Genomic DNA, 17,209 nt, shown 5'->3' with positions numbered 1-17,209 from the left:
CCGGCCCCATCGCGCCTCCGGGTGCCCGCCACAACCAGGCGGCAGGCACGCAGTCTTACTATTCTCCTGTTCCACGCTCCTTGGCAATGAGGTAATCAACGACCTCCAGAACAGCCTCATGACCGCCAGCCATGGAGGCGCTCACCTTGTACTTGCCATTAACCAGCATAGTCGGTACGCCAGTGATTCGCGCACCGCGGATTTTCGATTGCGCCTGTTGCATACGGGCGTTCACACCAAAGCTCTCGTAATTCTGAAGAAACGCTTCAGCGTCCACGCCATAGTCGGCAACGAAATCTGCCAGCGCTTCCGGCGTATTCAGCGGGCGCCGCTCGCCGGCCAGGGCGTCGAAAAGAGCATCGTGGACCTTGTCGAGCTCTCCCATGGCCTCAAGGGCATAGTATGTGCGAGCGTGAGGTTCCCAGGACCGGCCAAGGGCCGCAGGCATCATTACAAAACTCACGTCATCAGCCAGACCTTTTTCCCAGGCCTCGACAATTGGCTTGAAGGTGTAGCAATGGGGGCACCCGTACCAGAACACCTCGGCCACTTCGATCTTGCCGTTACCGTCTGTACGCACCGGTGTATCCAATACCTGGTAGTGCGTTCCCTCTTCCCAGGTCTCAGCACTGGCGGGTGCGCCAAGCGCGAAAACTGCTGCCAGGAAGGCCACCTTTCCGAGTGTTCTGATCATTAAGCATCTCCGGTCTCGTGAATTCGTAAGTGTGAGGGATTATGACTCAGGCAACCCGGAAAGTTCCATACAAGCTGCCAAAAGAGACGGTTACAGACCGTTAAGCAATAAAAAACCCCGCATCTCGCGGGGCTTTCTGAGGCACCATCAAGGTCCAGTCTTTCAGTTCAGGCCGGACACGTAATTGGCAACGGCTTTAATCTCTGCATCCGTCAGCTTTGCAGCCACGTCCATCATGATGGCCGCGTTGGCACCAGCCGCCCGGGTTCCGTCACGATATGCCTGCAACTGCTTGGTCACGTAATCCGCATTCTGACCACCCAGACGCGGGTAGCCGCCCGGCTCGTTGCCAAGGCCCTTGGGGTTATGGCAGCCGGCACACGCAGGCACGCCCGAAGCCATATTGCCACCCCGGTAGAGTGCCGCTCCCTGATCGATCAGATCAGGGTCAGCCTGGCTGACAACCATATCCTGGCCATCAAAATAGGCCGCCAGATCCTGCAACTCCTGGTCAGACTTGCCGTCCAGGAGACCGGTCATTTCGGGAATCGCACGATCACCCGATTGAATGGCCACCAGCTGATTATGTAAATATTTTTCGCCCAGGCCCGAAAGCTTGGGATAGGCACCCATGATCGGCTTCTGGCCACCCTGACCATGACAACCGGCACATACCGCTGCGTTCTGTTCGCCCGCTTGAGGATCTCCTGCCCCGTGAGCCATCGCTGTGAGGCTAACACCGAGAACAACTCCTGCGATCAGTTTTTTCATGCTCGCTCCGCTTCTCTCATCTTAAAGGTATTCTTCGTTATGCAGCCGGCAGGCGCTGACCAGTCAGGCTCAAAACCGGGGCTGACAGCGGTCACGCGCAGCGCGCCGCCCGGAATTGGTGTAGCATTATACATTAATCCCTGATAACTGAAATCCAAAGGAAAGCCAACCACTGTGGACCCTGATCTGACTCAAAAAACCATCTCTTTTAACAGTGCCCGTTTCCTGATCAGCGCTTCCAGGTTAGACGAGTGCCCGCCGGATTTCGGCGCTGAAGTTGCCTTTGCCGGCCGCTCCAATGCCGGAAAATCCAGTGCGATGAATGCGATCACCGCCAACGGCAAGCTGGCCCGGACGAGCAAAACGCCGGGGCGTACCCGCCTGATCAACTTCTTCTCACTCAACCGCGAAGGCTGCCGCCTGGTTGATCTGCCGGGCTACGGCTACGCCAAGGTCTCCCGGGACATGAAGGACGACTGGCAACGGCACCTGGGGCATTACCTGAACGACCGACGCTGCCTGCGCGGCCTCGTGCTGGTGATGGATATCCGCCACCCGCTAACCGAATTCGACCAAATGATGGTGGAATGGTGTGAACATAACAACCTTCCCCTGATGATTTTGGCGACCAAGGCAGACAAACTGAAATTCGGCCAGGCCAAGACCGCCATGCTGGGCATCGCGAAAAACCTGAAGTCGTTCTCGTGCGTTGAACATCTCATTATGTTTTCAGCCACCTCAAAGCAAGGTGTTGAGGACTGCCGTGCGGCACTGACAGATTGGCTGGAGGCAGAAGATACCGAAGAGACGCCCTGAAAAAGGACAAAAAAAACCGGTCTGCCAAAGAACAGACCGGTGAAACGTCAGGGTTTGCGACGTGCTAAAACCTGAGAACTCACTCAGGAGACGCAAGGAATGTCCGGATTCCCAACGTCACCAAATAAGACCGGCCTGTTCGGGCAAAGTTCCCCAATCGATCACATTTTAATCAACTCTACGCCAATGGAGGACGTTGAAACGCCCTTTTACCCCGGCAAGGACGGTCGGTACTTTTCTCTCAGAGCCATAACCTGCTCTCGATAATCCGCCATCAGATAAGGAATCTCGAGTGTCAGAACCTGATAAATGCCCTGCTTCAGCTCATCCAGTGTGGGGTTGGCGGAATCTTCACTAGCGTGTGCGGTTTTCAGGTACGCCATCCAGTTGGTAATAACCAGCCAGACATTGAGCGACATTGCGGCACGAAGATCCTCCGGCTGAGCCTCGATAATGCCCGCTTCCGCCAGCTTCTCGAAAATACGGCTGATGGCAGCCAGGCACCGGTTGGTAAAGTCCCGGTAGTCCCGACGCAGGCGCTGATCACTATCCAGCAGATACTCCAGATCACGGTGAAAAAACCGGTAACTCCACAAGCCGTCAAACACCGATTCCAGATAAAACGTCATGTCTTCCAGCGTCATTGACCGGTCTTCCGGAATATCCAGGTAGAAGTCCACCAGCTTTTCATATTCCAGGAAAATCTCGTAAATGATGTCCGACTTGTTACGGAAGTGGTAGTACAGGTTGCCCGGCGAAATCGCCAGGTGGGCGGCAATATGATTCGTGGTTACGTTGCGCTCCCCGCGCTCGTTAAACAGCTCAAGGCTGGAGAGCAGAATTTTATCTCTGGTTTTCATAGACTCGCCGGCATTTGTTTTTCGCGGATGCGAGGATGGCCCGATAGGCCAGCGGACCTCACTTGACTACTTAGAGTATATACTCTAATAATACCCCATAGCGCAAATTGAGCATTTTTTCGCCACCACACAACAACAGGTTGCCGGCCAGATGAGACGGTGCCGTATAAGGGAGAACACCATGGGAGCCACTGTCGTCCAGCTTACCGAGAGCAAAAAGCAAATCCAGCACACCCACAGGGTCTTCGACGATCAGAAAAGCGCATTTCGCAACAATCCGATGCCGTCCCTGACCGAACGACAGGAAAACCTGAAGCGATTAAAGCGAGCCCTCCTGACCAACCAGGACCGACTGCTGGAAGCTATTGATCGCGATTTCAGTTGCCGCTCCCGGGACGAGTCCCTGATCGCAGAGGTTATGCCTTCCATTCAGGGCATCAACTACACCCTGAAAAACCTCAACGACTGGATGAAGCCTTCGAAACGCCATGTCTCCCTGCTGTTTCAGCCAGCCAGCAACAAAGTCCACTATCAGCCCAAGGGTGTTGTCGGGGTGATAGTGCCCTGGAACTATCCGCTCTATCTCGCCGTCGGACCGCTGGTGGCTTCGCTCGCCGCTGGAAATCGCACAATGATCAAGATGTCTGAATACACGCCTCACACCTCGGCGTTATTCAAGGAAATCATTGAGGCCTCGTTCCCGGAAGAACTTGTGTCGGTCATTACCGGGGAGGCGGACGTCGCCGCAGACTTCTCTTCCCGGCCCTTTGACCACCTGCTGTTTACCGGCTCTACCTCAGTCGGAAAACTGGTCATGCGCGCTGCGGCAGAGAACCTGACACCGGTTACACTGGAACTGGGCGGTAAATCACCGGCCATCGTATCGCCGGATGTTCCCATGGAAGACGCGGCCCAGCGCATCGCCTTCGGCAAGGCCTTCAATGCCGGCCAGACCTGCGTTGCCCCAGATTACGTGCTCTGCCCGGCCGACCGCACCCAGGCGTTCGTCGACGAGTTCCGTACCCGCTTTTCGGAAATGTACCCGAGCCTGCGTGACAACGATGACTACACCGCAATCATCAACGAGCGGCAATATGAGCGGTTGCAGAGCTACATTGAAGATGCCCGCACCAAAGGCGCCGAAATCATCGAGATAAATCCGGCGCGGGAAAACCTGAAGGACGGCACCCGAAAGATTCCCCTGACGTTGATCCTGAATACCACACCGGACATGAAAGTGATGCAGGACGAGATCTTCGGCCCACTGCTACCCGTTGTCAGCTATGGAGGTCTGGACGAAGCGATTCACTACATCAACGACCGCCCACGGCCACTGGCGCTGTATTTCTTTGGCTATGACAGAGCCGAGCAACAGCGTGTGGTGGACAAGACGCACTCCGGCGGCATGTGCATTAACGATGCACTGATGCATGTTGCTCAGGATGATTTGCCTTTCGGCGGCATCGGCGATTCCGGCATGGGCCACTATCATGGCCGGGAAGGCTTTTTGACCTTCTCCCACCACCGGGCCATCTTTGCCAAACAGAAGTTCAACAGTGGCAAATTTGTGTATGCACCGCACGGAACCGCAGCCCACAAGATGGTATATAAGTTCTTTATTCGTTAACTCTGGTCAAACAATAACAAGAGACCACCATGATCGACGATCAAGCCAACTCACATACCGATGGGCTCACCAATACCGGCCGCCGCAACTTTCTGAAAACCGGGATGGCCGGTACCCTTTTCCTGGGCACCGTCAGTATATCTGCCAGCCTGAGTGGCTGCGCCACAGCCCCTGCCGGCCGGCTCAGTGCCGTTGGCACCCGCATGGATGCCCGTTACCGGTTCCGTTTTCTGACCCGGGAAGACATTCAGCTCTTCGAGGCCCTGCTCCCTGCCATCATTGGCCCCGGACTTCCGGAGCAACCCCTGGCGCGCCGGACGGCGATCGCTTCCAGCATTGAGCGTATTGATTCCGGCATCTATAATTTCGGTCCGGCCAACCAGCGCGAACTTCGCCGCTTGTTCGACCTGCTCAATTTCGGACTGACCCGCGTAACCATTGCACGGGTCTGGTCAAGCTGGCCGAATGTCACTACCTCTGAGGCAGACGCCTTCCTGGAGCGCTGGCGTACCAGTAGCCTCGGGCTGTTCAACAATGGCTACATCGCCCTTACCAAAATCAGCAATGTGGCCTTCTATGGCCACAGGGACCAATGGCATCTCTCGGGCTACCCGGGGCCGCCCCAATACGCTGTCGAGGCCCTGCCCCAGTTCAACAACGCCTGACCCCACGCCGATTTACGGAGCCAACCATGTCGTTAACCGATCGTATTGCCCAGGGCCTTGCATCAGGCTGGAAAGTGACTGACGGCGCTACCCTGACCGAGAACCAGACCCACGAGGCAGACGTGGTTGTTGTCGGCACCGGAGCGGGGGGAGGCACCACCGCAGAAATCCTGGCAAAAAGCGGTCTGTCGGTGATTCTGGTAGAAGAAGGACGGCTGTATTACCAGAAAGACTTCAAAATGGATGAACTCACGTCCTACGCCAACCTTTACCAGGAAGGCATGAGTCGGGTCACCAAGGATGGCGCCATCGCCATACTGCAGGGTCGCTGTGTCGGCGGATCCACCACCGTCAACTGGACATCCAGCTTCCGCACTCCTGACGAGACCCTGACCTATTGGTCAGAAAAATTTGGTCTGGACAACCTGACACCGGATGCCATGGCTCCCTGGTTTGAAGGGCGCGAAGAGCGGCATTCCATGGCACCCTGGCAAGTGGCCCCCAACGTCAACAACGACGTCCTGCGCCAGGGCTGTGAAAAGCTCGGCTACAAATGGCAGATCATTCCGAGAAATGTTAAGGGCTGCTGGAACCTTGGTTACTGCGGTGTCGGCTGCCCCACCAATGCCAAGCAGGGGGCCCTGATGACCACTATCCCCGGCGCCCTGGACAACCAGGCCCGGTTATTCCACGGACTTCGCGCCGAACGCCTGGTAATGAATCAGGACCGAATTGAGCACCTGCAGGCGAGCGCCATGAACAGCGATGGCGTCGAGCCGTCCGGAGTGACAGTCACCTTGAAGGCTCGCCATTTTGTGGTGGCGGCCAGCGCCATCGGCTCGCCGGGGCTGTTGCTACGCTCGGAGATTCCCGATCCCTTCCGGAGGATTGGCAAGCGGTCGTTCATCCATCCTGTCAATGCCACCGTCGCGCAAATGCCCGAAAAAGTAGATCCGTTCTATGGTGCACCCCAGTCGATCTATTCCGACGAGTTCAACTTCAAAAACGGCGTTAATGGACCAGTCGGATTCAAGCTCGAAGTACCGCCCTTGCATCCGGCAATGTCTTCCGGGGTCATTCCTGGGCACGGGCGAGCCCAGATTGACGCCATGACCGGCCTGCCCTGGACCCAGTCCGTCCTTGCCCTGATCCGGGACGGTTTTCATCCGGAGAGCCCAGGCGGCACAGTATCGATCAGGGACGACGGTAGCCCGATGCTGGACTATCCGGTGACAGATTACCTCTGGAAGGGTTTAAGGGAAGCTTTCTACACCATGGCCGAAATCCAGTTTGCCGCTGGTGCGAAAAAGGTACGACTAGTGCACCTTGACTCCGACTGGTACGACAACTGGGCAGACGCCAAAACTGCCATCGCCAATATCGCCATGGAGCCCCATCGCGTTCGCTTGTTTACCGCCCACCAGATGGGTGGCTGCGGCATGGGATCCGATCCGGAGAATTCAGTGGTGAATGGCTTTGGCGAGCACCACCACGTGAGCAACCTCAGCGTTCACGATGCCTCCATCTTCCCGACCAGCATTGGCGCCAACCCCCAGTTGTCTGTCTATGCGCTGGCAGCGAGAAACAGTTCCCGACTGGCTCACCGTTTGGGCCGTTAATCATCAGCCCATAACCTACAGAAAACCGGCGAATGCTGATATTCTAGGCGCCTGTAAAGAAAGGAGCTGTGCATGTCGAAAGTCATCTACCCGGGCACCTTCGATCCTATTACCAACGGCCACACCGACCTTATCGAGCGTGCCGGCCGCATGTTCGACGAAATCGTCGTTGCCATTGCCTATAACCCGAAGAAGCAGCCCCTGCTAAATCTCGAAGAACGCTGTGAACTGGTTCGCCAGGCTACTGCCCACATACCCAACGTCAGCGTTACCGGCTTTAGTAACCTGCTCGCAGACTTTGTGCGTGAACAGGGTGCCACCGTGATTCTCCGTGGCCTGCGCGCTGTCTCTGACTTCGAGTATGAGTTCCAGCTGGCCGACATGAACCGCCGACTGGCCCCGGAAGTGGAAAGCGTCTTCCTGACACCCGCTAACCACCTGTCCTACATCTCTTCGACCCTGATTCGGGAAATTGCGTCACTGGGTGGAGATGTCTCGGAATTCGTCGACCCCGCCGTAGAGGCCGCACTGAAACAGAAGTTTAACTGAGCCCGAGGAAACAGCAGATGGCCCTGATCATTACTGACGAGTGCATCAACTGCGACGTCTGTGAGCCCGAGTGCCCCAACGAGGCAATCTCGGCGGGTGACGAAATCTACGTGATTGATCCGAATAAGTGCACCGAGTGCGTCGGGCATTATGATGAGCCCCAGTGCCAGCAAGTGTGCCCGGTGGATTGCATCCCCCTGGACCCGGCTCACGAGGAAAGCAAAGAGCAGTTGATGGAAAAATACCACCGACTGACCGGAAGCTGATTAAAAAAGCCCCGCAGAGGCTCTTTTATCGCTCGAATCCAGAAGCTAGAGCAACGGAGGGAGAGGAATCTCGACACCGTTTATATCCACCATGAGATCCCTCATGGTGGCCTTCATCTCCAGTCGGCCTCCATCCTGAACCAGCAACCCCTGTTTGACCATGGGTGCCAGCTGCATCCTCAGTTCCGGATAATTCTCAGCCAGTGCCACAGGCAGGCTCAGGTTCATCTCACCCGTCAAGCGCTGCATCACCATCAGCATGCCCGCCTTCTGCTGCCCGGTAAGCTCCGGGTGGCGGATCACTGCATTGCCTTGCACTTCGCCTTCAGGTGTTGCCAGGATCAGCTCGGGGAACCCGATGGAAAAACCCGCAGCGGCAAGATCCCGCACTGACCTGTTCACCTTCTCCATGGCAGCCAACTGTTGCTCCGGTTGCACAGCACCAGTGGTTTCCTGCTGAAGCGCTATGGCCTGCAATTCAGACATACCCTCAGTGACGTCGTTCCAGCTTTGTACATCCAGATTATCGAGAGACAGCACTAACCGGTGAGGGCCGTAACTCTGGTTTTCCCGGGCAACCTCTTGCACGTCAATCGCTGCCCTGGAATCCAGCCGCGCGCCTCCATCCCTTGCCTCGCTGGTGCTGGTCAGGCCGAAACCGCGAAGGGTCAAGGCGTTGCCATCGGTCAGTGCGACTGTCGCAGAACCGATTTCCAGCTCTCCATTTCCGGTCCAAAGACCGCCAAGCAGATGTGCCATTGTCTGCTCCATATGGATATCGGAGATCCGGATATCCATATCAGGTCCGGAAAGGCTGACCGCCGGCCATACCAGAAGCGCCTCGGCGGAAGACCCCGAGTCACTGATTTCCACCCTCGCCAGCCCACCACTGGAGTTCAGGGACTCTCCGGTTTCGGTATCGGTAATGGTCATAACCGGAGCAACCAGCTCGACAATCGCCGTTCCCCATATCCGCGTTTCAAGAGTCAGCTTTGGCAGTGCATCCGGAAACCAGTCCACACCCTCCGGAGCCCAGCCCCCGGCAGGTTCAAAATCGAGCAGGCTGCCAGTAACTCCGTGACTCACATAGCCACGATAATCGACCTTATGGGGCTCACCGGTCTCAGGATTCACGATCCTCAAAGACCCTTTCAGCTCGGCTCCGAGGAAGCCCCGGCGATACTCCCCGGTCTGAAGCTGGACAAATGGCTGGGCGCTATTCACTTCCTGTGTCACGGCCTGCCACTGTTGTTCTGTAACATACCCCACGGCCCAGGGCATGGCACCCGCTACAACCAGCACACCGGCTCCAGCAATCATCCATCGTTTCTGCAAGGGTTCTCTCCGTTCAGGTTTTACCGGTTAACCGCTCAAGCAGCACCAGTTGCGAAGCCAGTCGATCTTCACCTTCAGCAGGCTGATTCTGGACATAGCTGCCATCCGGGTGCAGCACCCAGGACTGGCAGTTGTCCGCAAGATAGGTATCCAGATCCTCACGGACCCGCGCCAGGAGGGCGGGATCCTCAATCGGAAAGGCAGTTTCGACGCGGCTCAGCAGATTGCGCTCCATGGCATCCGCACTGGAACAATACACATCCGGCCGGCCATTATTTCCGAAATAGTACACCCGGGTGTGCTCAAGGAAACGACCAATGATGGACCGTACCCGGATGTTATCCGAGAGCCCCGGCACTTCAGGCCTCAGGCAACAGATTCCCCGAACGATCAGGTCGACCTTCACGCCGGCCTGCGAGGCCCGGTAAAGTGCCTTGATAATTTGGGGCTCCGTCAGCGCGTTGAACTTGAAAATAATCCGGCCTTTCTCGCCAAACCCGGCTTCCCGGTCAATCAGGCTTAACAGGCGGGAGTGCAGGGTGAACGGTGAATGGAAGAGTTTTTTGATCTTCAGCGCCTTGCCCATTCCCGTCAACTGCTGAAACAGCTTGTTGACGTCATCGCCAATGGACTCGTCACAGGTCATGAAACTATAGTCGGTGTACAACCGGGCATTGCCAGCGTGATAATTGCCCGTGCCGAGGTGCACATAACGGCGCAGCCGCCCTTCCTCGCGACGCACAATAAGAATCATCTTGGCGTGAGTCTTGTAGCCTACCACCCCGTACACCACGATCACCCCGGCCTCCTGCAGACGGCTGGCCAGCTCCAGGTTTTCCGCCTCGCTGAAACGCGCCCGCAATTCAATAACTGCGGTTACTTCCTTGCCGCGCCGGGCCGCATCTGCCAGCGCTTCGACAATTTCGGAGTCCGCGCCGGTCCGATAGAGCGTCTGGCGAATGGCCAGCACCTGCGGATCCTTTGCGGCCTGTCGCAGCAGATCGACCACCGGACTGAAATTTTCATAGGGGTGCAAAAGCAGGATCGGTCTCTTGCGGATGCTCTCGAACATCGAATCCTTGCTGCGAATCTGCTTGGGAATGGATGGTGAAAATCCGGAATAGGTCAGGTCCGGACGATCGACCAGACCACTTACTGCCATCAGCCGCGTCAGATTAACCGGGCCATTAACCTGATATAAATCACGTTCGGTCAAACCAAATTCGGTCAGCAGAAACTGCATCAGTTCTTGCGGGCAGTTGTCCGCCACCTCCAGACGAACGCCATCGCCAAAGCGACGACTCAGCAGTTCACCACGGAGGGCCGACGCCAGGTCTTCCAGATCGTCTTCCAGCTCAAGGTCGGCATTCCGGGTCAGGCGGAACTGGTAACAGCCCTTGACTTCCATGCCCGGGAACAGCTCATCGGCGTGGGCGTGGATCATCGATGACAGAAACACCAGATTTTCACCGCCCTCACAGATGTCATCGGGCAGGCGCACCAGCCGGGGCAGAGAGCGAGGGGCAGGTACAATTGCCATGCCAGTTTCCCGGCCAAAGGCATCTTTACCATCCAGCTCTACGATGAAGTTCAGGCTCTTGTTGACCAGTCTTGGGAATGGATGAGACGGATCCAGCCCAATGGGACTGACCACCGGCAGGATTTCGTCGTCAAAGTAGTTCCTGACCCATTCCGCCTGGGCCGGGGTCCACTCCCTACGACGAACGAAATGAATGTTTTGCTGCTCCATCTCCGGAATCAGGACATTATTGATGATGTCGTACTGTTCGTGGATGTAATCGTGGGCAACCCGGCTGATTTCCGCCAGCGCCTGCTCAGGCATCATGCCGTCCATGCCCACGGTTTCACGACCGTATTTCATCTGCTGGCGCAAGCCGGCAACGCGGATCTCAAAGAATTCGTCCATGTTACTGCTGAAAATACAGCAGAAGATCAGGCGATTGATCAGCGGATGCGTGGTGTCCAGTGCCTGCTTGAGCACACGATAATTGAACTGGAGCTGACTCAGCTCCCTGTTGAAATAATTCTCGCTGGCGTCAAGGTTCACCTCCTCCCCCGTCGGCGGTATATCTACCGGGGCGGGAACGCTATGTTCACCCTCCGCTGTCAGGCTTTTCACTGTTTCCGTCGTCATGATCCCTCAATTCCAGTCGACGCAGCACCGGCCGAACCCCGGCACTGCTTGAATACCATTTTCCTGCTCAGTACTTCCGCTGTCGCATCAGCCGAGCTGCACGCACCGCAAAATAGGTCAGAATGCCATCGGCGCCGGCGCGACGCATGGCCATCAGGCTTTCCATCATCACCGCGTCACCGTCCAGCCAGCCATTCTCGGCAGCGGCCATGTGCATGGCATACTCGCCACTGACCTGATAGACAAAGGTGGGCACCTGCAGCTCTTTCTTGACCCGGTAGACAATATCGAGATACGGCATACCGGGCTTGATCATCACCATGTCTGCCCCCTCGGCCAGGTCCATGGCTACCTCATGGATGGCCTCATCGCTGTTGGCCGGGTCCATTTGGTAGGTCGACTTGTTGCCCTTGCCCAGGTTACCGGCGGATCCGACTGCATCACGAAAGGGTCCGTAATAACTGGATGCATACTTGGCAGAATAGGCCAGGATCCTGGTATTCACATAACCCGCCGACTCAAGCGCCTCGCGGATGGCGGCAACGCGACCGTCCATCATGTCAGACGGCGCGACTATATCAGCGCCCGCATCCGCATGAGACAGGGCCTGGTTAACCAATGCCTCCACGGTTACATCGTTCAGTACATAGCCGTCATTATCGATGATGCCGTCCTGACCATGTGTCGTGAACGGATCCAGCGCCACATCAGTGATCACACCCAGTTCAGGCTGAGCTTTTTTCAGTGCGCGGACTGCCCGCTGAGCCAGGCCGTCGGAGTTCCAGGCTCCGGATCCGGAGAGGTTCTTCTGTTCGGCCGGCACAACCGGAAACAGTGCCACTGCCGGAATACCAAGCTCCACCAGCTCAGCCGCCTGCTCGACCAGAAGGTCAATACTCAACCGTTCAACACCAGGCATGGACGGCACTTGTTCTCTCTGTTTATCCCCGTCCAGGACAAAAACCGGATAAATCAGATTGTCCGGCGTCAGTTGATGCTCCCGTACCAGGCGGCGCGAAAAATCGCTCGCGCGGTTGCGGCGCGGACGGGTAGCGGGGAAAGCGCGGGGAGTCGGACTCGACACAGATAACCTCCTGGTAACACGACAGGGAATTCAATGGATGATGGCTGCGCCCAAAAAGGCGCTCTGTACCCCCATCATACACTCCTGAAGCCGCCGGATGCAGACTCCCCCATCAGCATAGGAACAGCGTATGACAAGATGGTTACCGGATGGAATCGAGCGCCTTGGCCCGAACTTGTTCAGTCTCGCTAAAATGCTGGCCCCGAAGGTGACCGATGGCAGCCTCAAGCTCCGGACCAGCCAGCCCGGACATCATCAGTTTTTTGCGGTCTTGAGAATACGCTTGCCAGCGCTGATCCCAGGCTTGTTGCTCTCGCTCCAGTTCGGCAAGGCGTTTTGCGGTATCCGTGCCGAAGGCCTGTTCTCGCCAGGCCTGGAGAGCTTCCGGGTTATCCGCCATCTCCCTCCGGGCCTGCTCATAATCGGCGAAGCGCCGGGTTTCCTTGCGCGCGGCCCTCAGAGGCTCCGGCAACGCAGCTTCCGCCCGGGCCAGGGCTTCTTGTTTCTGCTGTTTGCTTAACGTGTCATTGCCGGCAATACGCAGTTTCTCGATCTGGAAACGGTCGACAGCCTCTTCCTGGGCGAAAAAAACGTCTGCGGTTTCGCTGTCGAGCCACGAACGACGCAAAGCCTGAATCTCTTCCATTCGTTGCTGCATTTCAATGGGGGACAACCGGGTACTGTCACCAAAGGCTGACTCAAGATCGGATACCGCGAGTTTGTAATCAAGGTAAGCACCGAGTGTCTCCAGCGCCTGACTCCGGGCCGGCTCCTCAAGAATCGATAACGTGCTTTCAATTCGGGCAACCAGCTGTTGCAGAGATTCCTCACCCAGCGCGGACAGGTAGTACTCGAACATCTGCCGTAGCTCCGCCGTCGGAATCAGGGCGCCGCTGCTATCCACTTTAGCCCATCCCGCGGGCACGGACGTGCCTGAAAGCGACTTCGGCAACCGTCTGGGCGGCGCCGCTTCATTGACCTTACCCACCAACATGGAAGGTTGCTCAACCGGCGCGACCGGTTTTGCACCCCGATCCGGTGTAGCCGGTTTCACAGCGACCGACACCGGTGCCTGTGGCGACTCACTGGCCGGGCCTCCTGACAGCAACCAGAAAACAGCAACCGCTGCTATTATCAACGGGATGAAAATCAACGGCCTGGCAAGCGTTTTGAAGGTCACAGAAAGTCCGGATATGTCAGTGGCTTACTCCGCGTCAGGGCAGCTCCGGACACGGTAACGTTGCACGAGAATAAACCAGGGCGGCAGGGACTGCCGAGAACGACGTCAAAAACAGAACCGGGACACAAGGTCCCGGCCTGTTCCGACCCAAATCAGAGGGAACGGTTATTGAAGCCCACATCCACCTTGCGGGAAGGATCAGAGCGGAAGGAGGTGTCTACCTCCTGAATCCTGCCACCCTGAACCAAAAAGGCTTCGATATCCGCTTGCAGCTGCGCACGCACCCGTGCACGACCGGCAACAGAATGAGTGTCATCACTGTCGCCGCCCCAGCTCCCGGACTGTTCCAGATTGCTTTCGTCGAATTCACTCATGGCCTCTTCTCCATCAACGAAAACAGTGTCATTGAGTGCCGTAACCCCGCCGGGCGACTACACTCCGTCTCGACGAATGGCCGTCGATGGCATCGTCTTGGCGTCTTTATAATCCGGTTTTCGTGGTGACGCTATTTCCCGGCAACACCTTTTTTGTGTTTTTTTGTAACCGTTTTTAAGTTTCTGAATTTTAATGGCAAAATAAGCCAACAGGGAAAAGATGCTGAATTGACACAAAGAATGAATAATGATTCACTACTTATAGGGGGCCGGTATGGCCTATCGTGAAACCGAGAAAATGCGTCAACGCAAGGCCCAGGCGCGACAACGGATAATTGACTGTACCTTCGAATGCGTTGCCGAAGGTGGGTTCCGTAGTGCGCGGATCACACGGATAGCAGGCCTGGCCGGCGTCGCCACGGGCACAATCTATCGGCACTTTGAGTCACGGGAAGACCTCTTTGCCGAAGTATTCAGACTCGCGACACAGCGAGAGGTGAACAAAGTTGCGGAGGCGCTCACCACAACCGGAAATGCAACAATCCGGCTGGAGGCCGCCCTCCGCCAGTTCGCCGAGCGAGCCTTGCGAGGCCCGATGATGGCCTGGTCACTGATCGCCGAGCCAGTCGACCCAAAAGTCGAAGAAGAGCGACTGGCCTACCGGAAGGCCTACGCGGACCTGTTCGAGCAGGCAATCCTCGAAGGTATTGATGAAGGGTGTATTCCCGATCAGAACGCCCGCCAGAGCAGCACCTGCCTGGTCGGTGCCATTGCGGAAAGCCTGGTGGGGCCGTTATCACCGACCCAATCCGGCCAGGCATCCAGAAATTTGAAAGACAACAATGATTTACTGGTCGGCACCATCATTCGCTTTTGCATGCAGGGACTGACCGGCACAAGGAGATGAACATGAAGCCAGGGCAGCTTTACCCCGAAACCTCCACGAGTTCAGCCGAAGACCGTTACCTGGCGACCACCCACGAGGTATTCAACCAGCCCCCTGCCCTGGAGAACTACAATCTCTTCGACCAGGACACGGCTCTTCAGGAAGCCACAAACAGAGAGGGCGCCACCGCCGCAACGGATGAGTTGAGGCGGTTTGGTGCACTCGCCGGTACCGCAACAACCATTGATCTGGGTTTCCGCGCCAATAACAACAAGCCGGCTTTCAGCCCCAACGACCGGTTCGGCCATCGCATTGACGAGGTGGATTTTCATCCTGCCTATCATGAGCTGATGAACATCGCCCTGGAAAACGGCCTGCACAGCAGCCCCTGGACCCACCCGGGCACGGGCGCCCATGTGGCCCGTGCCGCCAAGTACTACATGCACTCCCAGGTAGAGGCGGCCCATTGCTGCCCGGTCACCATGACCTTTGCGGCCATTCCGTCCATCCGGAAACAGCCGGAACTGGCAAAGGCGTGGGAGCATCGTATCCTGGCCAATAGCTACGACCCCCGCAATGTTCCGGATAGCCAGAAAGCCTCGGTCACTATTGGCATGGCCATGACTGAAAAACAGGGCGGCAGCGACGTTCGCGCCAATACGACCAAAGCCTGGCCAGTCGGAGCGGAAGGGCCGGGTCAGGCGTATGAACTTGTTGGTCACAAATGGTTTGTGTCTGCTCCCATGTGCGACGCTTTCCTTGTGCTGGCGCAGACGCGCGGCGGCCTGTCCTGCTTCCTGATGCCCCGCTGGCGCCCGGATGGCAGCAAGAACCCCTGGCAGGTTCAGCGCCTGAAAAACAAAATGGGCAACGTCGCCAACGCCTCAAGTGAGGCAGAGTTACGCGGTGCGCTTGCCTGGATGGTCGGAGAGGAGGGCCGGGGCGTTCCCACCATTATTGAAATGGTCGCCATGACCCGTTTCGACTGCATGATCGGCAGTTCCGCCGGCATGCGTCAGGCCGTGGCTCAGGCCACACATCACTGCCGCCACCGCAGCGCTTTCGGCAACCGCCTGATCGAACAGCCGCTGATGCAGAACGTTCTCGCCGACCTGGCGCTCGAAAGTGAAGCCGCGCTCGCTTACACCATGCGCATTGCCCGCGCTCTGGACAACCAGGACCGGGAACACGAACGCCTGCTGTCCCGCCTTGCCACCCCGGTCGGCAAATACTGGATCTGCAAACGTGCTCCGAACCACGCCTACGAAGCCATGGAATGCATCGGTGGCAGCGGCGTAATGGAGGACTGCATCATGCCCCGCCTGTTCCGGGAGTCACCGGTCAACGCCATCTGGGAAGGCAGCGGCAACGTCCAGTGCCTCGACACCCTTCGAGCCCTGCAAAAAGAACCGGAAACCCTGGACGCCTTCTTCCACGAAGCTGCCGAAGCAAAAGGCGCCGACCGCCGCTTTGACCAGTTTCTGGCCCAGCTTCAGCACGACTTCGCCGATATCAGCGATTTCCAGTACCGGGCGCGCAATCTGGTCGACCGAATGGCCCTGACCATGCAGGCCTCCCTGCTGCTTCGCCACTCGGACAAAGCCGTGGCAGACGCGTTCTGCGCCTCACGTCTGCAGTCGGGAGGCGGCATGAACTACGGCAACCTGCCCTCAGCCACCGATCCGGTAGCCATTATCAAACGGGCAACGCCTGTAGTAGGCTAGCAAAGGCGTCCTCAGGGTCATTATCGAACCAGCCCTGCGGACACCAACTGAACTGTTCGCGAACCGGCGGAAACGGGCTTTCCAAAACTGTGCGGAGCCATGGATGGCGGAGCCCAAGCGCCACATGGATGTGCCGCAAGGAGCGTGTTTTGGAAAGGCCGTTTCCGCCGGTTCCAGCACCAAAGCCGGAACATCCATGTCTGAAGCTCTGAGAAAACTGCTTAAAGAAGGCAACACGCCTCAACAAACCGCTATCACGCCCCACGTAGGTGTCCTGACCCTGCATTTCCAGCTTTATGGCTGCGAAGACCTCAAAGCCAAACGCAAGGTCTTCACAGCCCTGAAGGCCGTCTGGGGCAAGGAATCCGACCTGGCCGTGGCGGAAACAGCCGATCAGGACGCCCTTGATTGCGCCACCTGGACCATCGCCGCCCTGGGCACTTCCTCCCAGCAGATCACCCAGCGCCTCGACCAGGTGGAGAAAGCCATCCAGGATCGGGTCGATGCTGCCATACTGGATATACACCGGGAAATTCTCTGACCCCCGAAACGCACCGGGATGGGGCCTGTAGCGTAACGCTTCACCACGCCGTATACTACGCCC

At 57.3% G+C, this 17,209-nt stretch carries 17 protein-coding genes; 9 read left to right on the top strand and 8 right to left on the bottom strand.

Annotated features, from left to right (window positions below; genetic code table 11):
- Positions 1–58: 58 nt before the first annotated feature.
- Both BKP64_RS17070 and BKP64_RS17065 read right to left on the bottom strand, forming a co-directional pair.
- A complete protein-coding gene (locus BKP64_RS17070; RefSeq protein ID WP_070972805.1) occupies positions 59–694 on the bottom strand; it encodes a thiol:disulfide interchange protein DsbA/DsbL in 636 nt (211 codons plus the stop codon).
- A gap of 162 nt (positions 695–856) precedes the next feature.
- Entirely contained in the window at positions 857–1,465 is a 609-nt protein-coding gene (locus BKP64_RS17065) for a c-type cytochrome (RefSeq protein ID WP_070972804.1), read from the bottom strand.
- A gap of 174 nt (positions 1,466–1,639) precedes the next feature.
- On the opposite strand from BKP64_RS17065, the gene yihA reads away from it, so the two are divergent.
- The gene (gene yihA / locus BKP64_RS17060; RefSeq protein ID WP_070972802.1) at positions 1,640–2,281 is read left to right on the top strand and encodes a ribosome biogenesis GTP-binding protein YihA/YsxC; all 642 of its coding nucleotides are present in this window, start codon (positions 1,640–1,642) and stop codon (positions 2,279–2,281) included.
- Between the two features lie 209 nt (positions 2,282–2,490).
- On the opposite strand, the gene BKP64_RS17055 is transcribed toward yihA, so the two are convergent.
- Positions 2,491–3,141 (bottom strand): TetR/AcrR family transcriptional regulator, encoded by a 651-nt coding sequence (locus BKP64_RS17055; RefSeq protein WP_070972799.1) that lies wholly within the window; start codon positions 3,139–3,141, stop codon positions 2,491–2,493.
- Positions 3,142–3,322: 181 nt separating this feature from the next.
- Here BKP64_RS17055 and BKP64_RS17050 point away from each other — a divergent pair, with 181 nt between their 5' ends.
- From BKP64_RS17050 to BKP64_RS17030, 5 genes are all read left to right on the top strand, one after another.
- On the top strand, positions 3,323–4,768 hold the full coding sequence (locus BKP64_RS17050; protein WP_070972797.1) for a coniferyl aldehyde dehydrogenase: 1,446 nt from the start codon (positions 3,323–3,325) through the stop codon (positions 4,766–4,768).
- Positions 4,769–4,797: 29 nt separating this feature from the next.
- Positions 4,798–5,433, top strand: a complete 636-nt coding sequence (locus BKP64_RS17045) for a hypothetical protein (RefSeq protein WP_070972796.1) — start codon at positions 4,798–4,800, stop codon at positions 5,431–5,433.
- 26 nt (positions 5,434–5,459) lie between these two features.
- Positions 5,460–7,052, top strand: coding sequence for a GMC family oxidoreductase (locus BKP64_RS17040; protein WP_070972794.1), 1,593 nt, complete (start codon positions 5,460–5,462; stop codon positions 7,050–7,052).
- 72 nt (positions 7,053–7,124) lie between these two features.
- Entirely contained in the window at positions 7,125–7,601 is a 477-nt protein-coding gene (gene coaD, locus BKP64_RS17035) for a pantetheine-phosphate adenylyltransferase (protein WP_070972792.1), read from the top strand.
- 17 nt (positions 7,602–7,618) lie between these two features.
- A complete protein-coding gene (locus BKP64_RS17030) occupies positions 7,619–7,867 on the top strand; it encodes a YfhL family 4Fe-4S dicluster ferredoxin (RefSeq protein WP_070972789.1) in 249 nt (82 codons plus the stop codon).
- Between the two features lie 45 nt (positions 7,868–7,912).
- Here the strand turns inward: BKP64_RS17030 and BKP64_RS17025 are convergent, their stop codons facing one another.
- The 5 genes from BKP64_RS17025 to BKP64_RS17005 form a co-directional block, all read right to left on the bottom strand.
- Complete coding sequence (locus BKP64_RS17025) at positions 7,913–9,202, bottom strand: DUF945 family protein (protein WP_099092567.1); 1,290 nt, start codon at positions 9,200–9,202, stop codon at positions 7,913–7,915.
- Between the two features lie 13 nt (positions 9,203–9,215).
- The gene (ppk1, locus tag BKP64_RS17020) at positions 9,216–11,357 is read right to left on the bottom strand and encodes a polyphosphate kinase 1 (protein ID WP_070972785.1); all 2,142 of its coding nucleotides are present in this window, start codon (positions 11,355–11,357) and stop codon (positions 9,216–9,218) included.
- Positions 11,358–11,424: 67 nt separating this feature from the next.
- Positions 11,425–12,441 (bottom strand): porphobilinogen synthase, encoded by a 1,017-nt coding sequence (gene hemB, locus BKP64_RS17015; protein WP_070972783.1) that lies wholly within the window; start codon positions 12,439–12,441, stop codon positions 11,425–11,427.
- 142 nt (positions 12,442–12,583) lie between these two features.
- Positions 12,584–13,621, bottom strand: a complete 1,038-nt coding sequence (locus tag BKP64_RS17010) for a lipase secretion chaperone (protein WP_227515448.1) — start codon at positions 13,619–13,621, stop codon at positions 12,584–12,586.
- 152 nt (positions 13,622–13,773) lie between these two features.
- A complete protein-coding gene (locus BKP64_RS17005) occupies positions 13,774–13,995 on the bottom strand; it encodes a hypothetical protein (protein WP_070972781.1) in 222 nt (73 codons plus the stop codon).
- Between the two features lie 274 nt (positions 13,996–14,269).
- On the opposite strand from BKP64_RS17005, the gene BKP64_RS17000 reads away from it, so the two are divergent.
- The 3 genes from BKP64_RS17000 (at position 14,270) to BKP64_RS16990 (ending at position 17,146) form a co-directional block, all read left to right on the top strand.
- Positions 14,270–14,902, top strand: coding sequence for a TetR/AcrR family transcriptional regulator (locus BKP64_RS17000; RefSeq protein ID WP_070972779.1), 633 nt, complete (start codon positions 14,270–14,272; stop codon positions 14,900–14,902).
- Between the two features lie 2 nt (positions 14,903–14,904).
- Entirely contained in the window at positions 14,905–16,605 is a 1,701-nt protein-coding gene (locus BKP64_RS16995; protein WP_070972776.1) for an isovaleryl-CoA dehydrogenase, read from the top strand.
- Positions 16,606–16,708: 103 nt separating this feature from the next.
- On the top strand, positions 16,709–17,146 hold the full coding sequence (locus BKP64_RS16990; RefSeq protein WP_227515447.1) for a DUF503 domain-containing protein: 438 nt from the start codon (positions 16,709–16,711) through the stop codon (positions 17,144–17,146).
- The last annotated feature ends 63 nt before the right edge of the window (positions 17,147–17,209 follow it).

The sequence above is a fragment of the Marinobacter salinus genome (genome assembly GCF_001854125.1).
Taxonomy (GTDB): Bacteria; Pseudomonadota; Gammaproteobacteria; order Pseudomonadales; family Oleiphilaceae; genus Marinobacter; species Marinobacter salinus.
Note: the sequence above shows the minus strand (reverse complement) of the source record. Positions and strands in the feature narration are given on the sequence as shown.